23 protein-coding genes are annotated in these 20174 nt (G+C 49.4%); 9 read left to right on the forward strand and 14 right to left on the reverse strand.

What is annotated here, in order from left to right; genetic code table 11:
- The first annotated feature begins 6 nt into the window (after nt 1-6).
- The 8 genes from HNQ47_RS01020 (at nt 7) to HNQ47_RS01055 (ending at nt 8023) form a co-directional block, all read left to right on the forward strand.
- Nucleotides 7-2529: a phage tail spike protein gene (locus HNQ47_RS01020; protein ID WP_183326664.1), complete on the forward strand. Its 2523-nt coding sequence runs from the start codon at nt 7-9 to the stop codon at nt 2527-2529.
- Nucleotides 2530-2542: 13 nt separating this feature from the next.
- Nucleotides 2543-2734, forward strand: a complete 192-nt coding sequence (locus tag HNQ47_RS01025; protein ID WP_022117855.1) for a hypothetical protein — start codon at nt 2543-2545, stop codon at nt 2732-2734.
- A complete protein-coding gene (locus HNQ47_RS01030) occupies nt 2735-3313 on the forward strand; it encodes a hypothetical protein (RefSeq protein WP_183326666.1) in 579 nt (192 codons plus the stop codon).
- Entirely contained in the window at nt 3310-5781 is a 2472-nt protein-coding gene (locus HNQ47_RS01035; protein WP_320078924.1) for a glycosyl hydrolase family 18 protein, read from the forward strand. Before HNQ47_RS01030 ends, HNQ47_RS01035 begins: the two co-directional genes overlap by 4 nt.
- Before the next feature lie 79 nt (nt 5782-5860).
- Nucleotides 5861-6274, forward strand: a complete 414-nt coding sequence (locus HNQ47_RS01040) for a phage holin family protein (protein WP_118475247.1) — start codon at nt 5861-5863, stop codon at nt 6272-6274.
- Between the two features lies 1 nt (nt 6275).
- A complete protein-coding gene (locus HNQ47_RS01045) occupies nt 6276-7247 on the forward strand; it encodes a GH25 family lysozyme (RefSeq protein WP_183326668.1) in 972 nt (323 codons plus the stop codon).
- A gap of 118 nt (nt 7248-7365) precedes the next feature.
- On the forward strand, nt 7366-7572 hold the full coding sequence (locus HNQ47_RS01050) for an SHOCT domain-containing protein (protein WP_006291492.1): 207 nt from the start codon (nt 7366-7368) through the stop codon (nt 7570-7572).
- A 52-nt stretch (nt 7573-7624) separates the two neighbouring features.
- Nucleotides 7625-8023: a recombinase family protein gene (locus HNQ47_RS01055; protein ID WP_221247920.1), complete on the forward strand. Its 399-nt coding sequence runs from the start codon at nt 7625-7627 to the stop codon at nt 8021-8023.
- A gap of 111 nt (nt 8024-8134) precedes the next feature.
- Here HNQ47_RS01055 and HNQ47_RS01060 read toward each other — a convergent pair whose 3' ends face one another.
- From HNQ47_RS01060 to HNQ47_RS01130, 14 genes are all read right to left on the reverse strand, one after another.
- Nucleotides 8135-9226, reverse strand: a complete 1092-nt coding sequence (locus HNQ47_RS01060; RefSeq protein WP_183326670.1) for a GmrSD restriction endonuclease domain-containing protein — start codon at nt 9224-9226, stop codon at nt 8135-8137.
- Nucleotides 9227-9232: 6 nt separating this feature from the next.
- A complete protein-coding gene (locus HNQ47_RS01065; protein ID WP_183326672.1) occupies nt 9233-9457 on the reverse strand; it encodes an adenine-specific methyltransferase EcoRI family protein in 225 nt (74 codons plus the stop codon).
- Nucleotides 9458-9464: 7 nt separating this feature from the next.
- A complete protein-coding gene (locus HNQ47_RS01075; RefSeq protein WP_221247921.1) occupies nt 9465-10829 on the reverse strand; it encodes an adenine-specific methyltransferase EcoRI family protein in 1365 nt (454 codons plus the stop codon).
- A 2-nt stretch (nt 10830-10831) separates the two neighbouring features.
- Nucleotides 10832-11041, reverse strand: a complete 210-nt coding sequence (locus HNQ47_RS01080; protein ID WP_183326676.1) for a helix-turn-helix domain-containing protein — start codon at nt 11039-11041, stop codon at nt 10832-10834.
- Nucleotides 11042-11141: 100 nt separating this feature from the next.
- A complete protein-coding gene (locus HNQ47_RS01085; RefSeq protein ID WP_183326677.1) occupies nt 11142-11453 on the reverse strand; it encodes a phage head closure protein in 312 nt (103 codons plus the stop codon).
- A gap of 21 nt (nt 11454-11474) precedes the next feature.
- Nucleotides 11475-13121 (reverse strand): terminase large subunit, encoded by a 1647-nt coding sequence (locus HNQ47_RS01090; RefSeq protein WP_183326683.1) that lies wholly within the window; start codon nt 13119-13121, stop codon nt 11475-11477.
- The gene (locus HNQ47_RS01095; protein WP_183326685.1) at nt 13118-13363 is read right to left on the reverse strand and encodes a hypothetical protein; all 246 of its coding nucleotides are present in this window, start codon (nt 13361-13363) and stop codon (nt 13118-13120) included. Before HNQ47_RS01095 ends, HNQ47_RS01090 begins: the two co-directional genes overlap by 4 nt.
- Entirely contained in the window at nt 13360-13677 is a 318-nt protein-coding gene (locus HNQ47_RS01100; protein ID WP_183326687.1) for an HNH endonuclease, read from the reverse strand. Before HNQ47_RS01100 ends, HNQ47_RS01095 begins: the two co-directional genes overlap by 4 nt.
- On the reverse strand, nt 13667-13948 hold the full coding sequence (locus tag HNQ47_RS01105; protein ID WP_183326689.1) for a head-tail connector protein: 282 nt from the start codon (nt 13946-13948) through the stop codon (nt 13667-13669). The genes HNQ47_RS01100 and HNQ47_RS01105 overlap by 11 nt, the downstream gene beginning before the upstream one ends.
- A 62-nt stretch (nt 13949-14010) precedes the next feature.
- Nucleotides 14011-15492, reverse strand: coding sequence for a phage major capsid protein (locus tag HNQ47_RS01110; RefSeq protein WP_183326690.1), 1482 nt, complete (start codon nt 15490-15492; stop codon nt 14011-14013).
- The gene (locus HNQ47_RS01115; RefSeq protein ID WP_183326692.1) at nt 15467-16609 is read right to left on the reverse strand and encodes a phage portal protein; all 1143 of its coding nucleotides are present in this window, start codon (nt 16607-16609) and stop codon (nt 15467-15469) included. The genes HNQ47_RS01110 and HNQ47_RS01115 overlap by 26 nt, the downstream gene beginning before the upstream one ends.
- A gap of 280 nt (nt 16610-16889) precedes the next feature.
- Complete coding sequence (locus tag HNQ47_RS01120) at nt 16890-18989, reverse strand: VapE domain-containing protein (RefSeq protein ID WP_183326695.1); 2100 nt, start codon at nt 18987-18989, stop codon at nt 16890-16892.
- Nucleotides 18970-19164, reverse strand: coding sequence for a helix-turn-helix domain-containing protein (locus HNQ47_RS01125; protein WP_183326697.1), 195 nt, complete (start codon nt 19162-19164; stop codon nt 18970-18972). The genes HNQ47_RS01120 and HNQ47_RS01125 overlap by 20 nt, the downstream gene beginning before the upstream one ends.
- Before the next feature lie 84 nt (nt 19165-19248).
- The gene (locus HNQ47_RS01130; RefSeq protein WP_183326699.1) at nt 19249-19404 is read right to left on the reverse strand and encodes a hypothetical protein; all 156 of its coding nucleotides are present in this window, start codon (nt 19402-19404) and stop codon (nt 19249-19251) included.
- Between the two features lie 231 nt (nt 19405-19635).
- On the opposite strand from HNQ47_RS01130, the gene HNQ47_RS01135 reads away from it, so the two are divergent.
- A complete protein-coding gene (locus tag HNQ47_RS01135) occupies nt 19636-20172 on the forward strand; it encodes a helix-turn-helix domain-containing protein (RefSeq protein ID WP_183326701.1) in 537 nt (178 codons plus the stop codon).
- Nucleotides 20173-20174: the final 2 nt, after the last annotated feature.

The following is a 20174-nucleotide window of genomic DNA, read 5'->3' on the forward strand; positions in this document are numbered from 1 at the left end:
TTTTGCATGGCTCTTAAAAATATATTGAATACCCAAGATGCCTTCACCGGCGAGTTCCCGGCTGCATGGGCTCCTGACGGTCTCTGGCGCTTTAACGAATCAGAACCGGATGCAGATGATTATCTGGCGGATTCCTCCGGGAAGGATCGCAAGGCTTATATTCATAACTGGAGCGGCACCACCGCAGATATGAAAACAGGCAATTTCGGTCGCTACTTCCAGTTGAACATCAATAATCCTTCTTCGGAGAAAACCTACCTGAAGGTGGAAAACGACGGCAGCATCTTCTCAAACCTCGGTGAAACCATCGTGGTCGGCGGCTGGATGAAGCCTACGACATATTCAGTCGGCAACGCCTATACTCCGATCTTGAATACCCGCTATGGTTCCGGACAGCCGATTTTCTATCTGTCGCTGATCAGAGGAAAACCGAGGATTATGCTGTATAACTCCTCCGGTTCTCTGATCCTCGATACGTCGGTAACGCCATCATTCTCTCTGCTAAACGGCTACTGGTACTTTATTGCCTGCGTGATTAAGCCAAATGCCAAGACAGCGCAGTATGTCCTTGGCGATAAGAGCTCCGGCACGGTTTGGCAGTCAAGTGTGCTGACCTTTAACGGAGAGCTGAACCGTAGCTGTGTGGCTGACCTCATCTGGGGAATGCACGCGGACTCCTACTGGTACGCAGGCGGCTTTGATGATTGGTTCCTCGACTGCGATTCTGATCTAACCGCCGATGACCTTGCAGAATATTTTCTGGAATCGCTCTCCGCAAACGGTGCAGATCTGACCGGTGATGTGGACGCTCTGACGACACCGGATGTCGTTACGCTTCGAGCTACAGACTCTGTCTATCCGTCAAGCGGACAGCTCATTACTGCAGCAAGGGACTGTGGCGTGACTGGTAACGGCAGAGTTTCTGTTAAGGCAGATTACTCTCCGGGAGAGACCTCTATCTCGCTTGTGGAAACAGCCACCTCAGATGACCTCTCCACTTGGACAGAGTGGCAGGCTGTCGGTGCAAACGGCGAGCTGGAATCTCCTGCAAAGAAATACATTAAATACCGCGTCACGCTCTCTACCACAAATACAGCAAGGACGCCTACGCTGACATCTATCAGTCTGTACGATAACCCAAAGCCGCTCTATACCAAACTTGGCTATGCAAGACCGGTCATTCTGGACTCAGACGGGAATGTGGAAGCTGTGCTGGATAACGCCTATGACATCATTGTGACCAGCGAGATCAACGGCGTGGATGAGCTGGAATTTAAGCTGCCGTTTCAGGACAGCAAACGCGCCTATATCGATAACGAAAAGACCGTGCGTATTGTCAGCGACACCTATCGCATCCGCACGATTACGGACGACAAGGAAGAAAGCGGCAAGGCCATCACCACGGTCTATGCGGAAGCGGCATTCTATGATCTTGCCTACTCCGTAAAAAAGGACGAGATTACCTTTAACGCAGACACGGCTGATGTGCCGATGGCTTATGCCCTGCAGGGTACCGACTGGGATGTGGGCACGGTTAATGTCTCCACAAAGCGTACTTGGACTTGCTCTGAGAAAAACGCGCTGGCAATTTTGCGTGCAGTACAGAACATTCACGGCGGCGACCTGATTTTTGATAACGCAAACAGGATCGTGAAGCTCCTAACCTTCTCCGGCGAGGATTCCGGCGTACTGTTCTGCTACAAGAAAAACATGAAATCCATCCAACGCGTCATTGATACGACCAGCCTGATTACAAGACTTTATGCCTACGGCAAGGACGGCATGACCTTTGCTTCGATCAATGGCGGCAACGAGTATGTGCAGGACACGACCTATACTTCCGAAATACGAATTGCTACGCTGGATTGCTCGAACTTCACCAATCCGTATCAGATGCTGGAATATGCCAACATGCGACTTGCAGACTATGCCTCTCCGCGTATCTCCTATGTGCTAAAGGCGATGGATCTGTCAGTATTGACCGGCTATGAACATGAAACATGGGCGCTGGGCGATACGGTCATGGTGAAGGATGATGACCTGAACCTGTCTGTAAAGACCAGAATCGTCCGCAGGGAATACAACCTGCAGGAGCCTTGGAATACGGTGCTGGAGCTTTCCACTACCCTCCGGGAACTGGGCGATTCCTCCTCACGCTGGGATAGCGCAGCCGATACGCTGGAGTCTACCGATCTGATAGACAGTCAGGAAATGAAGGATCTGGTGCCGTTTAATCACCTGCGTAATTCCAGAGCAGATTCCGGTCTTAGCTACTGGCAAAACTCCGGATTTACCGTGGATGCAGATAATGGCGTATCCGGCACGGCTTCCTTCAAATGCGAAGGTGCGCTGAATACCACAAAGAGTCTTTCACAGACCATAACGCCCGCCAACCGGCAGTGCTATACCTTTTCGGCGCAGATTGCCTCTGAGAATCTCTCAAAAGGTACGAATGGACAGGTGGGCATTGAGGTGACCTTTGAATACGAGGACGGAACAACGGAAACACGATTTATAGACCTGATCTGAAGGAGGGATTTCTATGGCTTCATTTACACACGTGGCACAGGATGTCTCTCCTCAGTATGGCCGCGTTACAAAGATCACCATCCGGGTATGCGTGACTGACTGCACCGGTACAGTCTATATCACAGATATGCTCCTGCAGGGCGGCTCCATCGCCACTGGCTGGGTAGGTCATGTATCAGAAATTCAATGGACGGAGGATGGATAAATGCCGGAGTTTACACGCTTTACAGAGACAATTACAAAAAAGCAGGCTAAGCGCGTCGTAAGCATTACGGTAAAGCCCACCATCACAGATTGCACCGGTTCGGTCTGGTTTACCGACCTGATGCTGCAGGAAGGCGATAAAGTCACAGGCTTTGTCATCAATACCGAAAAACTTCTGGAAAAATATGATGGCGATGATGCGAAAGCAGGCAAGAGATTTTATAACGGCATCGTCCGTTCTGCTGCGACCTGCATTATCTACAATCTCGGCTCCACTGCTGCCGGTCTTGACTACAAGGTCTATCCGATTCAGGCGATGGCTGCCGGGAGTATATCGCTTGCGCTGGGTGAAGGTGCTCATAAGGCAACTTTCAAAGCGGCAGCGGCTGCCGGTGATGAATTTGACCTTTTCGCTTCTACGAGGGAGTGCCTGAAGAACGGCGCTGCAACAGCCAAGGACGGCTTTTTCCAATACTCTGCTGCCGGTGACAGCAAGCACCCAATCACAGTCGAGGATAAAAAATCGGCTCGAATCTATGTAGAATTTCAGGAAATGCAGGACGGAGGTGATGCCCTGTGAGCTATGATTATTTGAAAGGCCGCAAGTGCATGGTCTGGACATTCATGGGCAATTCCAGAATGTATCAGGCACTTGCCGCATATGGAGGCCGCCTCTCGCAGGTCGGTCTCTTTTCTTTTAAGGTATCGCACACCGGTATCATCACGGAAAGCGGCGTGGCCATTTCCAATATGCTGACCTACATCAACCGATGGCCGCACATCAAATGGCTCCTGACGATATCCAATGATGGCACGAACAGTATCTTTGCAGCTCTCCGGGATAACACCGACGGTGCTCAGGATACCTTCCTTTCGGAGATCGTCCGCATTATGGAAAAATACCCGTGGTGCGACGGCATCGACATTGACCTTGAGAAAGGCGACGGATATTCCACGCACGCTGCCTCTACGTCGATGTTTCGGAATATCTATAACACAGTAAAAGGTTATGACAGCAGCAAGCTCATGAATATCTGCCTGCCGGGTATGAATTCCATCAACGGCTCGGTCGGAGGTGAAAACTGGTGCGTTTACGGCGACCTCAACGCTTACTGCGATACGGCAGCCATCATGAGCTATGGCATGGCGTGGGCAGGTTCTGCTCCCGGCGCTGTCTCTCCAAGGGACTGGCTGGAGAGCATTTACGACTACGCGGTCACGGTCATGAATCCGGAGAAGATATTCTTCGGCCTTCCCGCATACGGCTGGAACTGGCAGATTTATGATCTTCCTGCAAACCTCGGTAAAACCTATCGCGGCACATCAAATACCTACTATGCGGCAAAGAACTGGATGACCGGGCAGTACAATTTTACAGATGATGCCCCACCGCAGCCCTTCATCCCGATCCTCGCATACTGGGATGATTACGATATGGTACCTTGGGCGCTTCCGCAGGTCTACGACTTCATGGAAGGCAGAGACGCCACAAGCTATGAGTATCCTCTGATGAACGGAACCTATAACAGGCGGCATTATCTGACGGCTTACAGCAAAGAACAACACGCTGAGTTCGGCACCATCTATGTGGATGCGGATGGAACGACAAGCTCCTACTCCGGCATTGTATCCTTTGAAAACGGCGTGGCCACTCTCGGTGATGCTGGCTCTGCCACATATACCTTTTCCGTTTCAAGCGCCGGAACCTACGACATTGCCATCCGGCTCTGCTATCCCTTCTGGGATAAAAACGGCATTTATGTTTCGATTGACGGCAACACGACGCATTTTACGGAAAGCAGGCTCTGGTGGCCATATTGGAGAAGCACCTTCTGGACGACGCTCGCCAGCAGCATTTCACTATCTGCCGGAACGCACACCATCGTGATATCCGTTGATGTAAAAGGCGTACAGTTTTACGGCTACCGTGTTTGCAGCAGCTTTTCGGAGGCTCCCTCTGCAGGCACTGCGACCTTTACGCTCTCTCCACGCCACTTTATCGACGTGGACGGCAACGAGTGTCAGCCGGACAGAGCTTTCAAGCTCACCTGCGAAATGCTGAGGCGAAAGCCAGACTCTGCCCTCATCTGGTATGAGGATTTCCGGGACTACGGTGTGCTGCAAACAAACTACTGGACGACGCTTTCAGGCTCTTGGACTGTATGGCGCGAAGATGAATATTCCGAAAGCCGCGTTTACTCCCAGCTTGACGGCTCCGGAAAGCTCGCATGGCAATACGATGGTTTTTCCGATATTCACCTGCGGGCAAGGCTGGCCTTTCCTGCGACAGGAAGTGCCAAGGCCGGAGTATTCTGCGGGGATCTGTTCTGCTGCCTGAATTATGATTCTCAGGCTGTGGAGCTTTATAACGGCAGCACGCTCCTTGGCAGCTACAGCCAGACCATAGAGCGGACAGCAAACGCCGACCTTCGTACCAATCCATCCATGTACACAGTCGAGATGCGTATCCGTGGAAACAAGGTGCGTGTCTATTCCGGATCTTCCTATACGCTTCGCTTCACTGCTACGGTCAGCGGCTTTTCCGGAGGCTATGCCGGATACCGATCAGATAACCGGACGGTCTGCGAGCTGCTCCGCCTTGGCGATGCGTGGACTTACGAGCCATACGAACGCTTTGATGTTACCTTCCCGGACGGCACAGTTACGCAGTATGGCAGGATCAGCCGGTCGAACGCCACGTGGGATACGGAATTTCAGGCGTTTACGTTGACCTCGGATATCGAGGAGGATGCGACTCGCAGCGAGAGTATTTCGCTGGATTATGAATTCTACCACTCCCATGAGCTTGCCCTGACCTGTGGGAACGATTATACGGTGACCATCACGCCAAAGGATATCGACATCTGGATAGCAAGGCTCTTTCTCGGAGACGCAGACGGCTTTTCCATCCTCTACTATCAGGATGTGGACTCGCTCGTTTACTGGGCAAACGAAGCGGCCTACCGCTGGGGAGTGAGAGGCTTTGCCATGTGGTCGCTGGGGCAGGAAGATATGCGGCTCTGGGAAGCGCTGCCAAAACAGATATAACTTTATACACGGATACAGTTCACGAGGCTGTCTGCAAAATGCAGGCGGCTTTTATTTTGCACAAAGGAGGGATTTTCTCATGAAAGAATTCTGGAACACGATCCAACTGGTATTTGCCGCTGTCGGAGGATGGCTTGGCTATTTCCTTGGCGGCTGTGACGGACTCTTGATTGCTCTGGTGATCTTTGTGACCTGCGACTACCTTACCGGCATCATATGTGCCATCGTAGACAAAAAGCTCTCAAGCGAGGTCGGCTTTAAGGGAATCTGCCGCAAGGTGCTGATCTTCCTGCTGGTAGGCATCGGAAACGTCATTGATGTTCAGGTACTCGGCCATCCGGGAGTGCTCCGCACGGCGATCATCTTCTTCTACCTGTCCAATGAAGGCCTGTCACTGACGGAGAACGCAGCACATCTCGGCCTGCCGGTACCGGAGAAATTAAAGGAGGTCTTGGAGCAGCTCCACGACCGTCACGATGAGGAGGAAAAATAATATGACGAGAAAAGGAATAGACGTCAGTCATTGGCAGGGAACCATTGACTGGAATAAGGTCAAAAAGGCCGCTATCGAGTTTGCCATCATCAAAGCTGGCGGCTCCGATGCCGGTTTTTATACGGACAGCAAATGGGAAGCAAATTACAAAGGCGCGAAGGCTGCCGGTATCCCAATCGGTGCTTATTACTTTGTCGGAAAGGACTGCGTGACTGCTGCCGCCGGAAAAGCAGACGCTGAGCGCTTCCTGCAAATCCTGAAGGGCAAGCAGCTGGAATACCCGGTCTATATGGATAACGAGGCGCAGCCCGCTTCTGCCAAAGCCGGAATCACTGAGGCCACCATTGCTTTCTGTGAAACTATGGAAGATGCCGGTTACTTCGTCGGGATCTATGGCTCCGCTGTTTCCGGTTTCAAGGAGCGCATGGATGACACGAAACTCACGCCCTACGCTCACTGGGTAGCGCAGTATGCCAGCAAATGCTCCTATAAGGGCGACTACGGCATATGGCAGTATTCTTCCAAGGGTTCTGTTGACGGCATCAGTGGTAATGTGGATATGGACTACGCCTATGTGGATTATCCTGCCATTATCCAGAACGGCGGCTTCAACGGCTTTACAAAGGCTGTGTCCGATGACAGCAAGCCTGCCACTCCTGCTCCGGTCACTCCGGCAAAGACCGTAGATGAGCTGGCGCAGGAGGTGCTGGACGGCAAATGGGGAAACGGAACTGACCGCAAAGAACGCCTCACCGCTGCCGGGTATGATTATTCTGCCGTGCAGGCAAAGGTCAATGCTCTGGTGAAAAAGCAGGAATCTACTCCTGTTTATTACACTGTAAAAAGCGGAGATACCCTCTCTGGAATTGCCAAGAAATACGGCACCACGGTTTCGGCGATCCAGAATCTCAACCCGACGCTCATAAAAAACGTCAACCTCATTCTGACCGGCTGGAAGATCAGAGTGAAATAACTGAATATCCAATCTACTATGCCTGCGAGTGTTCTTCGGAATACCCGCAGGCTTTTTTTTATTTTCCTCCGCTCAAAAAGGCAGTTCATCTCCAGTGGAAACTGGAGGTGGATATGTTATGACAGACGAAATCACAAATGTTCAATCTGGATATTTCACGCAAGAGCGGATTCAGGGCGATCTGGACTACCGCAGAGCGCAGACAATCGCAAAGAAGATGCTCGATGACGGCCTCATTTCTGTGGCTGAATTCAACAAATTAACCGCCATCAATCGGGAAACTTTCTCCCCCTTGTTCGCGGAAATAATGCCGAAAATCCCTTGATATGTAGTCGCTTTAGAGTGATGTATAGACGTACGGAAAGGAGGGACTTCCCTTGAAAAAAGTCACGAAAATCGCGGAAACAGCGAGCTCGAAAGTTAAACTCAAGAAGATCAGGGTAGCCGCCTACTGCCGCGTCTCTACGGATTCTGATGCCCAGCTTGAGAGCCTTGATGCACAGAAAACCCACTACGGAAATTACATCACATCCCGTGATGACTGGGAGTTCGCTGGACTCTATTACGACGAAGGCATTACTGGCACCAAGAAGGACAAGCGCCCGGAGCTCCTACGACTCATTGACGACTGCAAGGCCGGTAAAGTGGATTTTGTTATCACAAAATCCATCAGCCGCTTCAGCCGGAACACAACGGACTGCTTAGAACTGGTAAGAAAACTGCTCGCCCTGCACATTCCGATTTATTTCGAGAAGGAGTATATCAAGAACCGCTGAAAGCCTATAAAATCAAGGACTTTCGGCGGTTCTTTCTTTGATTTGTCGCTTATTTGTCGCTTAAATATAACAAAAGTCGCTTACCGATATTACACGATAAGCGACAATCATTTATATGTTACTTTTGCGGCGGTTACATTCCGCGCAGAGCATTTGACAGTTTTCCGGGGTAGTCTTGCCGCCTTTGCTCCACGGGGTTATATGGTCCGCCTGCATTTCTGTGATTTCAAAGTGCTGCCCGCATATAGGGCAGACACCTTTCTGCCGTTCATAAGCTGCCCGCGCCATGCTTTGAGTGAACGCGCGTATGCTTAAATGCTTTTCAGCGCCGTCAAGCAGATATTCATAAATGCCGGATTTCTTTGTTACATCATCGTCCTGCATTAGTTCAACGATTCTGCTTTCAAGGGTTTTCGGGTCATAGTTGTTTTGACTGTACTTGTTATAGTAGACACCCCATTCAAGGCCCTTCATTTCCTTGCGGTACTTTGGAAAAATCACCTTCACCCAATTTATGACGTTCTGAAAATACAGCCACAATTCATTACAATTCGGGTCATGCTGATGTTTCGCCATGTAATCTTCAATTTCTATACCGTCACGGGCGGAAATCCAACTGATAGCCGTTTCAAGATAGTCCTGACGGATTGCAGCGCCTTTCAAATAGTCGCTTGCGATAGCATGAGCAGGGCAGCCGGTTTTACTAAAATATTTCTTTGCTTCTGTCAGCCATTCCCCGGTATAGATCGCGTTTCGTAGTTCCTGCGCGGTAAGCTGTTCGCCCGCAATATTGATAATCTTGAACCAATCAAGTTTTTCCTTGTCGGTTCCTTCACAAATATAGATCATCAATTTATAGTTCAGTATTTGTTCGCGTTCTGTGTCTGTCAGGTTGTCAAAACCCATGTGATTGACGGAAAAGTCCCCGTTCACATACTGCGCAATGCTGATTGTTCTTTGCTGTCCGTCAAGCAGTTCATAACCGCCGTCGTCACTTTTCACCCAATACATGACATTAAGCGGAAAGCCTTTCATAACCGTGTTTATGACTTCATCACGCTGCTTGTCTTTGTAAATGAATTCACGCTGAAAAGCAGGGCGGATATTCAGCTTGCCGCCATAACCTACAACGCCATTTTCTGCGCTGTCTACATATCCGTTCACAACGTCACGGACTGGAATTTCATGTAGCTTGATTTTCATTTCTGGTTACACCTGCTTTCTGCGAATTAAGATACGGGGGTATGTATTTTTTGGTTTTCCGTCCGGTTGGATAATTACCGGAGTAGCGTTAAGGTCACTGTAATTAGGATAATCTTCTTTGGTATACACTTTTGATTTCAAGGCCGGGTCGCCCGCACCACGTTTTGCCATTCCGATAATTTCAAACTGGTCAGGATTGTATTTATCAAGAAAAGTAATCGGTACGCCCATAATACCGTTACACTTTACGTTTGATAAATAGGCGCTTATACTTTCGCTTACCGTCAATGAGTGGCTGTGCAACACCGCTTGATTCGTTCCATATTCCGTTTGAGAATCCCTTTCCCTCGCTTTCGGTTGCTCCGACAAGTTCGAACTGGTCAGGGTTGTATCTGTCAAGGAACGTGATCGGCACACCCATGATTCCGTTACACCTTGCGTCTGATAACGATTCGGCAGTATAGCCGCTGTCTGTCTGTCTGTCTGTCTGTCTGTCTGTCTGTCTGTCTGTCTGTCTGTCTGTCAGAGCGTCGCCGCTATCAATAGACTTGTCAAGCCCCTTTTTCAAATAAAATCTACCTGTCCCACGTTTTCCATATCCTAAATCCACGGGTTCAGCGACCTGATAATCTGCCCCAACTAGTTCAAACTGGTCGGGGTTGTGTTTATCCATATAAGTTACCGGAACCCCCATGTTTTCAAAATAATCGCACGGGATTTCAGATACTTTGTTCACGTTGATTGCGTCGTAATTATCATATTTTGGATATTCATCCGGTGTATAATGCTTATACAGAATCAGATTTTCATGACGCTTCTGAATATCAAGATTCGTATACCAACATATATTACCCATACTGCGCCACTTTTGACCGTTCTTGTCTACCCAATAACGAGTTTTACGCGGTTCATAATCATCCGGGACAGCAAAAGCCATATCACCGGATTTATAGCCCAACCATATTTTATTTTCCATAAAAAGCGGAAATACTTCTTTATAGGTTATTGCGTTCTGATTGCCAATAATAAGAAATTTTTTATTGTACTCAATCAGTTGTGCAACATAATCCCTAAACAATGAAAACGGCGGATTTGTAACCACAATATCAGCCTGTTTCAACAAGGCAACACATTCATCACTTCTAAAATCCCCGTCACCATTTAATAAGGTCATTGAATTGTGATTATCCCGCAGCAAATACTCTACATCAGAGAGATCAACCCTACCGTCCCCGTTATTGTCTTTTACCTCTGTAATTTCGACCTTATACGGTTTTTTGTCCTGTTCGATGGGTATATTATTTTCTTCCTGAACAAAGGACAGTTGCCCGGTTTTATCAATAAAATACTGAAATTCTTTTCCAATAACCGGTGATGTAGCATAGCAGGTTGTAATCAGCTTTTTCAAACCCAATGAATTAAAATTCATTGCAAAATATTTGAAAAAGTTGCTTTCATACGGGTCATCGCAGTTGCAAAATACAACCTTTCCTTTGAAATGCTGCTTGTAGTGTTTTAATTCATTTTCAATGTCAGAAAGCTGTGTATAAAACTCGTCCTGCTTTGCCTTTGCAGCTTTGTTCAGCGCTTTATTTCCCGCCATTGTCATATACCTTCTTTTTCAATTCCAACAATATCGTCAAGCCCGCAATTCAACGCAGTGCATACTTTCGCAAGGCTTTCCATTGACACCGGTTCACACCGGCCCATTTTGGCAAGAACATTCGTGCTGATTCCTGCCTGCTTGCGCATTTCTGTTTTTGTCATGCCTTTATCAATTAACATTTTCCACAAACGGTTATAATTATATTTCATGCGCTTGCCCCTTTGATTGATAAAAGAAATCCATTTAACAGTATAGCATAATCAGGCGGCGAATTAAATAATTTATCACGCTTTCATGATAACAGGGCGGTCATTTCTCCCGCTTGCAATACAGCGTTATATCTCCCTTGTAGCCTTCAAACACATCGACGCGCGTTATATCGTACAAAACGCCCTTGTACCTTATAACGTGCGCCGTTGTTATATCGTCCCGGTATCCGATTTGAAACAGTACGTTTTCCGTCACGTTGACGCGCGCAGCGGCAAAGACTTCATCACCGGATAGCTGCCGGAAATAGGCCCACACCGTAGCAACGGGGACAAGCTGCTTCACATGGTTTCCGATTTTATCAACCGTGACTTTGTTTTCAAGGATTTCAATTTTCTTGTCTTTCAGCTTCATTGCCGTTCCTTCCTGCGCGGGTCATTCAATCGCGCTTGTAAATTCGTTGTAATGCTCATAAAGCCCGACATAGCTATCAAGCAGCGCCGCGGTTCCGTCAATACGCTGTTTCGGGCTTTGGTTCTTGACCGGGACAATATTTCCGTTGCGGTCCGTCTGAACGCCGGTGTTCGTCAAGCACCATTTCAGAACAGGGTTATTGTTATAAATGACACGGTGCGCTTGCAGGTCCGCGCCTAACATTTGCATAGGCAGGGAAAGAGTCTTTGCGCCTTGAATACAGCGCACCATGTTGAAACCTTCCATCTGCATTTCTTCCACAAAATAACGGGCGGAATAGCTGTCATAATAAACCCACGCCGGGAAAAGGCTGTATTCCTGAACAAGTTCCTTGAACCACGCTGTCACATCAGAATAATTGATTGTGTTTCCGCTGCAAAGACGCACAAGGCCCCGTTCAAACCATCTGTCATAAGGAATTTTGTCTTGCTTCACGCGCTCTTGCAGACGGTCCGCGGGCAACCAAAACATTTCAGTCACATATTTCCGATTGTCACCCGGTTTCATGAATAGCAGGCTTGCCGCTGTCAGGTCCGTTGTGATAGACAGATCAACCCCGCCGATACAGTACGCGCCGCGGAAATCATCAAGTGAAAAGACAGATTCATTGTTTATATCATCAAAGGAAAGCCACGCCGTTTTCACGGTTTCCCTGACGTTGAATTCCTTGCAGAGTACGCCCGGCAATTCATTCCGGTTGTGCTTTGCCCGTTCAACCTGCGCGTTCAGATCGTCGAATTTCTTGATTGTGTTCAAGGCCGGGTTTGCTTTCACCCATGCTGCCGGGTCCGTCCATTCCGCGCGGCTGTCAAGTTCGTAAAGAATCGGCAGGAAATGTTCATCAATGACATTCCCGTCTGCAACCTGCGCCGCGTATTCATACATTTCATCAAAAATACATTCCCTGACGGTTCCTGCCGTCGTTATCATCACAAGCAGCGGGGACCGGCGCGCAGACATACTTTGTTTCATGACTTCATAAAGGTTTCTGTCTTTGACGCCGTGCAATTCATCCATAATGACAAAGGACGCGTTCAGGCCGTCAAGCGTGTCGGAATTCCGGGCAAGCGGCTGAAACTTTGACATTGTAGGTTCATAATACAAGTCGTTTTTCCGCTTTCTGAAATGCTTTGACAGGACCGGCGATTGTTTAATCATGTTGTGCGCTTCATCGAATAACAGGCGGGCTTGTGCGTATTTTGTTGCGGTGCTGTAAACCTCTGCGCCGCCTTCACCGTCACTTGTCAGCATATACAGCGCAAGGCCCGCCAAAAGGGTTGATTTGCCGTTCTTGCGGCCCACAAGGAAGAATGATTCACGGTACTGCCTGCAACCCGTCTGCGGGTCAATAAAGCCAAACAGGGCCTGAATGAACGCTTTCTGAAACAGTTCAAGGCGGACAGGCTGACCGGCCCATTCCCCTTTAGAATGACGGCAGAAACGTTCAATGAATTCTATCGGACGGGTCGCGCGGCTTTCATCAAAGACATATTTCCCGCTGCGGTCATTGCAGGCAGCGGCAAGCCGGGAATAAACGGCTTTTATACGCCGTGACGCTGCAATCTTTCCGCTTTGAATCTGTTCATTGTAGGCTGCAATATAGTTCATTCTGTCACCTTGTTAAATGCTTCAAGTTCGTCCGCGTTTTCATCGTCGTTCAGGCGCTTTTCCTGTTCTGCGCAGAGTTTCAAATACTGTTTCTGCAAAGGCAGGAACACACGCATTAAACGCGCATATTCCTCTGTGTCAAAGGCTTCACGCGCTGCCCTTAACTGATTTTCAGTGAATACAAGATCATCAAGCAGCGTGTTAATTTGCAGTTGTAATTCCTCGTCATAACTTCCGTTCATTTGTTGTTCCTCTCTTTCTGTATCAGATCGCCGTTTTCATCAAAGGTCAGGCCCGCCGCCGTTGCCCCGCCCGTTCCGAAATGCTCCCGGTTGTGACAGTCAAGGCAGAGCGCTTCAAGATTGTCCGGGTTCAGGGCAATGTTCGGGTCCGTCACGTTTTCGGCGGTCAGGTATATTTTGTGATGTGCGATTTCAGCGGGTGCGCCGCAGCGTTCACAGATATAGTTCTTTGAAAGCAGGAAAGCCCGTGAAAGGCGTTTCCATGCTTTAGAATGGTAGAACGCTGCCTGCCCCGTGAAACTGTCAGCTTTCATTCACGGCCCTTTCTGCGGGCAGGGCTTTCAAAAGGCAGTCAATGACGCGCTGAACCTTGTCAACGTCGCTGTTTTCGCCGTAATACCATTGCCATAGAATGAAACGCCCGGCTGTCAGGGCAACGGGTGAAAAAACGCCGTCTTTCGCCTTGTAGCCGGTTGTTTCGGTCAGGTAGTCAGGAATAGCGGAAACAAGCGCCGTGATTTGTTCGTCATTGTCGCTGCCGTCCACGCGCAGAATATTCCGCGCCTGTTCGATTGTGTACATCATGGTTGTTCCTTCTTTCGTTTAATAGCAGGGTGCCACGTTTTGTGGCACCCCCTTGAAGATCATCAGGCGGCCTTGACTTCAACCTTTACGAACGCGCCCGGAACAATCGGCTTCCCGTCTGCGATACATAAAGCGCGGTAATCAATCAGGCCGCTTGTGAATCCGCTTTCGCGGCTCATTTCGACCGCGATTCCCTGCGGAATGTTCACGCCGTAATAGTTGAAATTTCCAAACAGAACCGTTCCTGCCGGGATATTATCGTCAATGACGATTTCAAAACCGAACAGACGGCGCACACCGCCGTTTTCAGCGTCCGTGAAAATATAGTCGCCTTCGCTGTTTTTCAGCGGGTAGACGGTCCCGAACAGGGTTGACGTAGACATTGCGAACTTTGCCCCGGCAGCATAACCGGCAGGCATAAGCGCGATTGCAGCAAGCAGGGTGTCCCCGGTCAGGGCGGTTGTTGTGATTGTGTTCGTCTTGTCCCACTTAATGCCGGTCAGAATTCCGGTAGGCTGTCCGCTGCCGGTTCCGTTCACGATTGCTGCGCCGATTGCGTCCGCAATGCAGCTTTTCAGTTCGTCGGTGATGTAGCTTTCAAATGCGGAAAGCGTCATGCGCTTGACTGCCGCGCTCATGGAAAGCATCTTGATAAGTTCAAGGCCGGTGAACGTCACCGCCGTTGTTTCTGCTTTCTGACGCTCCACGGCTGCGCCCTCTGTGTGCCATGCTGCCGCGTCATTCGGTGTTCCGACCGGGACAGAAAGGTTGCTGGGAACGGAAAACAGGCGGACCACATCGAACAGGCCGTTGACGTTCCTTGACTGCTTCACAACCTCGTTCAGCGTTTCGGTAGGAACAACCGCTGCGCTGTTTGACAGGGTATTGAACGCGTCCGCGCGCTTTTCTGCCTGCGCTGCTTCAAACGCCCTTGTTTCCGCGTCGGTCAGGGGCTTGCCTAACATACGTTTGAAAAAGGCGCTGCGATATTCCGGAACCGCGTGTGTGTCGGTGACAATCTGCTTGTTTTCAAGGTTTGCTGTAATAGGGTTGAACATAGTGTTTTCTTCCTTTCCGGCGCTGTTTCGCGCCTGTACGTTGGTTTGTGTATAAGCTGCATAGTTTACGATTGAAATTTCATAAACCTTGCTTATCTGTGTGATGGTCCTTGTCTGTGTCTGTTCGTCAAAGGTGTAATTCCCGACGTCAAAGGCAAAGGACATTTGCGAAAGATCGCCGCGTTTCACGGCTTCATAGACGGAACGGGCGCTTTCTGTGTCAGGCAGTTCCGCGCGCATTTCAAGGCCGCGTTCTGTGACGGTCAGGGCAAGTGTTTTCGGGGACCTTGCAAGCGGAATTCCTGCGCCGTCATGGTTTACAAGCAGCGCGACGTCATTCAGGTCAACCCCGTCAAGGGCTTTCGGGTCAATGCGTTCCGTCACGCCGCCGATTGCTGCGGGCTGATTGAACACAACCGCTGTTCCTTCAAGAATCAGCGGCTTTTCTGCTGCACGGATTTCACTGTTTCTTGTCTGTTTCTTCATTGCTGTTTTCCTCACTTTCGTTTAATTGGTAGCTGTCCGCCTTTTCAGCGGAAACATAATTGAGTGACTGCAAGCGACGTTCCCCGCCGTCAATCGGCGGCAGCGCAAGCAGGTGACGCGCTTCATTGATGGTTATGACGCCCAACGGCGCGGCTTCATGCAGCAGCTTGATTTTTGTATCTGCCGTTGAAAATTCCATGCGTTCCGGTGTGAATACCACATCGGCAGCACATTTCAGGGCGAATTCCCCGGAAAGCTGCATTGCAAAAGGTTCAATCACGCTTTCATAGAACGCACTGAATTCATCTTCTGTATAGCTGCCGTTGATGATTGCAGCGTTCACGCCCAAATAGTCATAAATCTGCCCGTTCACGGCTTCTATCTGTTCCCGCGGGACGTTGTAGGCCGTCACATTTGTCGGGACAAAATCAAATCTTTGGTCCGTTGCTGCAATGCCGCCGCTGTTTTCCGGGTTGAAATAGTCGGCAACAAATTTGTCCTTTTCTGCCTTGACCTGCGCCGGATTCACAAGACTTGTGAATTTCAGAACGCCGCGAATACTTGTTCCGTTCTTCACGCTTGCTGAAATGCCCTGTGTCAGGGTCTGCGCGGTGTCAAGCAGCGGGAAAAGCGGCGCGTTTGTTTCGCCGGACAGGTCATTTGAAAGGAAATGACGGCGCAGGTGAATGACGTCACTGTATGGGAACGTCACCTGCCTGCCGTCCGGGAACAGGCAGTCAAGGAAAATTTCACCGTCTGTTCCGGGCTTGAATTCCACGGACGCCGGGATAATCGGATAAAGTGCTGTGACAAGGCCCTGTTCATCACGGACAAGCAGCAAAAACGCATTGTTGTTTGTAAAATATGCCGCTGCCGTCTTGTAAAGCAGATCATAGGCGGACATATAGCTGTTCGGGGTCTTTTGCAGGACCGTTTCAAGGCGGCTGTCCTTGCAATGCGCTTGCAGCTTTGCCGCGTGTCTTGCGATAGCGTCAACCGCTGACCGGAAAGCCGCGTTTCCGTAGGCTGTCCCGGAAAATGCCGTGAATTCATTGTCGATTTCAAGCACCGCGCGCGGCGGGGCCTTACGTCTGAACAGTTTTGAAAATATGCTCATTTTGAAAATGCTCCTTCCTGAAATTGATTTTTTTCATGCAGAGGAAAAGAAAACTCCAGCGCCGGTGTCCAGCGGTCACGCCGTCACGCGCCTGCCGGGGGCCTTTTCTTCCGTCAAGGTTAGGGTGTTAGGGCAGGTTAGGGTGTTTTCCATAGATCACAGAAAAATATCTATTCTAATCACGTATTATTAGATTCATTTTTTTCTGCTCTATGGAATTTGCCCTAACCTAACCTAACCTTGATGAAATTCTGTTCGCTGCCGCGTCATGCTCTGACGATTAAAGCGGACCTAACAACGGTTCTACATCGGCGCCCGTGCGCGGGAATTCTTCATAAGCAGAAAGCGGCGGCAATAGATATTGCTTGACGTTGTGAACGTTCTTGACCTGAATCCGCTTGTCCTGCGCGGCAAGTTTGGCAAGAACGCGGCCTGCCTGCATACTTGAAACCCCGCGTATTCCTGCATGGTTTAACAGGGCGCTGACCTTCACCCAATGCCATTTATCAAGCGGCGCGTCAAAGTCAAGGTTGTCCGTGATTTCAATTTCACCGGCAAGCGGCTTTGAATACTGTTCGTTTTCAAGCTGCAGGGTTTGCAGTTCTTCTTTCGTCAGTCGGAAACCCTGAACGTCTTTCTTGTAAAGCGTTTCATAAACCTGCGCCCACATCTGTTTCACCCATTCCGCCGACAACCCTTTCACGCGTTCAACGTCAAGGGGTGACGGGTGAATCACCCAAAAACGGCGGCTGCCGGTTTCATCATTCAGGAATTCTTTCGGGTTGACCGTTGCACAGAAACTTGTCCGGCGCGGTCTGCGCGTCTGCGCGTGTGCATACGGCAGGCGGTAGGTGTCTGTTCGTGACGTCAGGAACGCTTTCAAGGCGGACTGTTCTTTTTTCAGGGTGCTGTCAAGTTCTCCAAGTTCTGCAATCCAACAACCCGTTGATTGAATCACCGTGTCTTTCTTGCCTAGATCAATGCTGACACCCTCTGCAAACCAATCGGATTTCACCGCGATCGTTGCAAAGAAAAGTGTTTTGCCTGCGCCTTGATCGCCCTGAATGGTTAGAACGCCGTCTGCGCCATATGGTTCAACATCATCGTTCAGGGCAAGCGAAATAGTCTGATGACACCACTTGTTCAGGTACAACGTTTCACGTTCGTTGTCTGCAATGCCTAAAATTTCCGCAAGGTCTTTCAGGTAGTCATGACCGTCCCACGTTGTAGACTTCAACATTTCTTCAACCGGGTTGAATCTGTTTTCGTCCTCTATCAGCACAAGACAATCATCAAGCGTCGTTCGGCTGCATTTCATGTTGTGTTTCGTGAAATAGTCCATGAGAAGAACCGGCAGCGTGTTTGCCGCGTTTTCCTTTGAATAGGCTTTCGGCAGGCCGTTCACCTCTACCATGCCGGAAATCAGGTTCAGGCGGACCGTGATGTTCATTTCCGCAAGGACCTTTTTCACATCGTCGCTTGTAACCGGCTTTTTCTTCTTTCCGCCGCCGCTTGTGAAATCAGCAAGTTCATAAGCGTCGGGCGGGATATAGTCAGGACTGCTTTCAATTTCTTTGTGAAAGAACCCCTGCGCGCTGTTCCATATTGTTTTCAGTTCGCTTTCTTCAAGCGGCTGTTCACAGCGGTCCGCTGCTTGCTGAAACAGTTCAAACGCCTTGTCCGTGTCACCGTTCCTTTTCAGGATTTTTGCAGCATACTTTGACAGGGTGTTGTTTCTTGTCCCGACCGGTATGACGTCCGGCAGCTTGTCAAGGTTTACAAGGAACGTGTCAACCGGGATATTGCCGGGATAATATTCAACCTGCGGATTTTCCACGCCGTAGAAAAAGTGCGCTCTGTCCATCGCGTCAGAATCGAACTGCGGAAAGTGTTCAAGGGCTTTTAATTTCAGCGCCGCGAAACGGTCAACGTCTGTGACGGTATTCATGATGAAATACACATGAAACCGCGGACGCGCCGGTTTTCCGTTCTTTTCCTTCATGTGATGGCGTGAATAAACCACATAAAACGGAACGCCGGGAAAGGCGGCTGCAACGTCGGCAGGCGTCACCCATTCTTCCGGGGGAATATCCGGTTTCAACGGGTCTTTCTGTTCGTTGTCTACTTCAACCGGCAGGCAATTCGCCTGTTTATACGTTTTCACGCTGCGATAGCCTTTTATCAGCTTGCCGCGGTTATTTTTCCCGTCAGAATGTTGTGCGCCGATATTGTCAAACGCGGCAACCTTTTTCAGATCATCAATAGAATGAATGACCGCGGTGAACGGATAGCTTGTGTTATTCTTTTTCTGTGTGACGCCGCTGTATTGCAGCGTAAATTCCGTTAATGCCGGGGCTGTTTCATTCAAGGTTGCTGTCATACTTTGCACCCCCTGATTTCAGGTAACTTTCAAAGATTTCCGGGTTGATATAGCAGCGGTTCCCGACCTGAATGACGGGAAAAGCGCCGCGTTTCACAAGCGTTCTGATTGCGTATTCCGGGAATTGAAAGGCCCGCGCCGTCTGCTTTATTGTTAATGCTGTTTTCTGTTCCAACGTCCGCACCTTCCTTTCTTTAGGTACTGAAAAACCGCCTTGCAGGTCCTTGTTTCATTGCTTGTCCCTGTTTGGCGGTTTTTGTCATTTAAGTTCAATTTCTGCTTTGCCGTGCGTCCGTATCTGTTCGACGGCATTGAAAACGGTCAGGTCCTTGTTTCCGTAGGCGTTCCGTTTCTCAATCTTTTCTTCATAATGCTTTCTGCGGCGGTTTGCCCGCTGCCTTGTCCGGCCCTTCATAATGCTTCACCCCCTGCGAATAGATAGTCTTTCCCCGTCTGTTCCGCCTGTTCAGGTGGTCCGGGAAACTTTCGACGTCCGGCAATTAAATTCGTTTTTATTGCTTTCATATATTGACAGATACGTTTCCCCTGCCTATAATGACAGTATAGCAGAACGATTCTGCAAGTCAATATTTCTTGAATCCATTAGACAATGTTCAAGAAAACCGAAAGAAAGGAGAAAAAGGCAATGCCAAAAACAAGAAAAGGTTCTGCAATAGACCTTTACAATTCCCACTTTGCCGCGACGCTGCGCGCGTTGATGGAAAAGAACGGAACAACACAAAAAGAGATTGCCACGGCGGTAGGTATTCGCCCGCAGACGCTTTCCCTTTACTGCACCGGGGAAACGCAACCAAACGTTGACAAGCTGCTGAAAATCGCGGAATTCTTCAACGTAACAACCGATTATCTAATCACGGGGACAGTTCTTGAAGATATTCCGGCACGGGAAATGTTCGGACTTTCAGAACGGACGATTGAAAACATGAAACTTGTCAAGGACGGGTATTTTGAAGATTCGCCGTATATGCTGCCGCTGCTTGATCGCCTCCTAGGCGACAAGGATTTCTATGAAACGCTTGACCGGGCGGCAAAGAATAAAAGAATCGCGGCGCACAATGCAGAACAGGCGGATTTCTATGAATGGAAAGCAGCGCAGGGCCTTCAAACCTATCTGCTTGAATTCCTGTCAAAGAACATAGACGTCACAGAGCAGGAACAATGAAA

The sequence above is a fragment of the Catenisphaera adipataccumulans genome (assembly GCF_014202755.1).
Taxonomy (GTDB): domain Bacteria; phylum Bacillota_I; class Bacilli_A; order Erysipelotrichales; family Erysipelotrichaceae; genus Catenisphaera; species Catenisphaera adipataccumulans.

Bases quoted from the DNA above. Each gene is read 5' to 3' on its own strand.
- HNQ47_RS01060 (WP_183326670.1), bottom strand. From the start codon at position 9,226: ATGAAAATCAAGCTACATGAAATTCCAGTCCGTGACGTTGTGAACGGA.
- HNQ47_RS01100 (WP_183326687.1), bottom strand. From the start codon at position 13,677: ATGAAAGCTGACAGTTTCACGGGGCAGGCAGCGTTCTACCATTCTAAA.
- HNQ47_RS01090 (WP_183326683.1), bottom strand. From the start codon at position 13,121: ATGAACTATATTGCAGCCTACAATGAACAGATTCAAAGCGGAAAGATT.
- HNQ47_RS01080 (WP_183326676.1), bottom strand. From the start codon at position 11,041: ATGAAATATAATTATAACCGTTTGTGGAAAATGTTAATTGATAAAGGC.
- HNQ47_RS01135 (WP_183326701.1), top strand. From the start codon at position 19,636: ATGCCAAAAACAAGAAAAGGTTCTGCAATAGACCTTTACAATTCCCAC.
- HNQ47_RS01050 (WP_006291492.1), top strand. From the start codon at position 7,366: ATGACAGACGAAATCACAAATGTTCAATCTGGATATTTCACGCAAGAG.
- HNQ47_RS01030 (WP_183326666.1), top strand. From the start codon at position 2,735: ATGCCGGAGTTTACACGCTTTACAGAGACAATTACAAAAAAGCAGGCT.
- HNQ47_RS01025 (WP_022117855.1), top strand. From the start codon at position 2,543: ATGGCTTCATTTACACACGTGGCACAGGATGTCTCTCCTCAGTATGGC.
- HNQ47_RS01040 (WP_118475247.1), top strand. From the start codon at position 5,861: ATGAAAGAATTCTGGAACACGATCCAACTGGTATTTGCCGCTGTCGGA.
- HNQ47_RS01065 (WP_183326672.1), bottom strand. From the start codon at position 9,457: ATGGGCGTACCGATTACTTTTCTTGATAAATACAATCCTGACCAGTTT.
- HNQ47_RS01120 (WP_183326695.1), bottom strand. From the start codon at position 18,989: ATGACAGCAACCTTGAATGAAACAGCCCCGGCATTAACGGAATTTACG.
- HNQ47_RS01045 (WP_183326668.1), top strand. From the start codon at position 6,276: ATGACGAGAAAAGGAATAGACGTCAGTCATTGGCAGGGAACCATTGAC.
- HNQ47_RS01020 (WP_183326664.1), top strand. From the start codon at position 7: ATGGCTCTTAAAAATATATTGAATACCCAAGATGCCTTCACCGGCGAG.
- HNQ47_RS01105 (WP_183326689.1), bottom strand. From the start codon at position 13,948: ATGATGTACACAATCGAACAGGCGCGGAATATTCTGCGCGTGGACGGC.
- HNQ47_RS01110 (WP_183326690.1), bottom strand. From the start codon at position 15,492: ATGAAGAAACAGACAAGAAACAGTGAAATCCGTGCAGCAGAAAAGCCG.
- HNQ47_RS01130 (WP_183326699.1), bottom strand. From the start codon at position 19,404: ATGAAGGGCCGGACAAGGCAGCGGGCAAACCGCCGCAGAAAGCATTAT.
- HNQ47_RS01115 (WP_183326692.1), bottom strand. From the start codon at position 16,609: ATGAGCATATTTTCAAAACTGTTCAGACGTAAGGCCCCGCCGCGCGCG.
- HNQ47_RS01095 (WP_183326685.1), bottom strand. From the start codon at position 13,363: ATGAACGGAAGTTATGACGAGGAATTACAACTGCAAATTAACACGCTG.
- HNQ47_RS01085 (WP_183326677.1), bottom strand. From the start codon at position 11,453: ATGAAGCTGAAAGACAAGAAAATTGAAATCCTTGAAAACAAAGTCACG.
- HNQ47_RS01075 (WP_221247921.1), bottom strand. From the start codon at position 10,829: ATGGCGGGAAATAAAGCGCTGAACAAAGCTGCAAAGGCAAAGCAGGAC.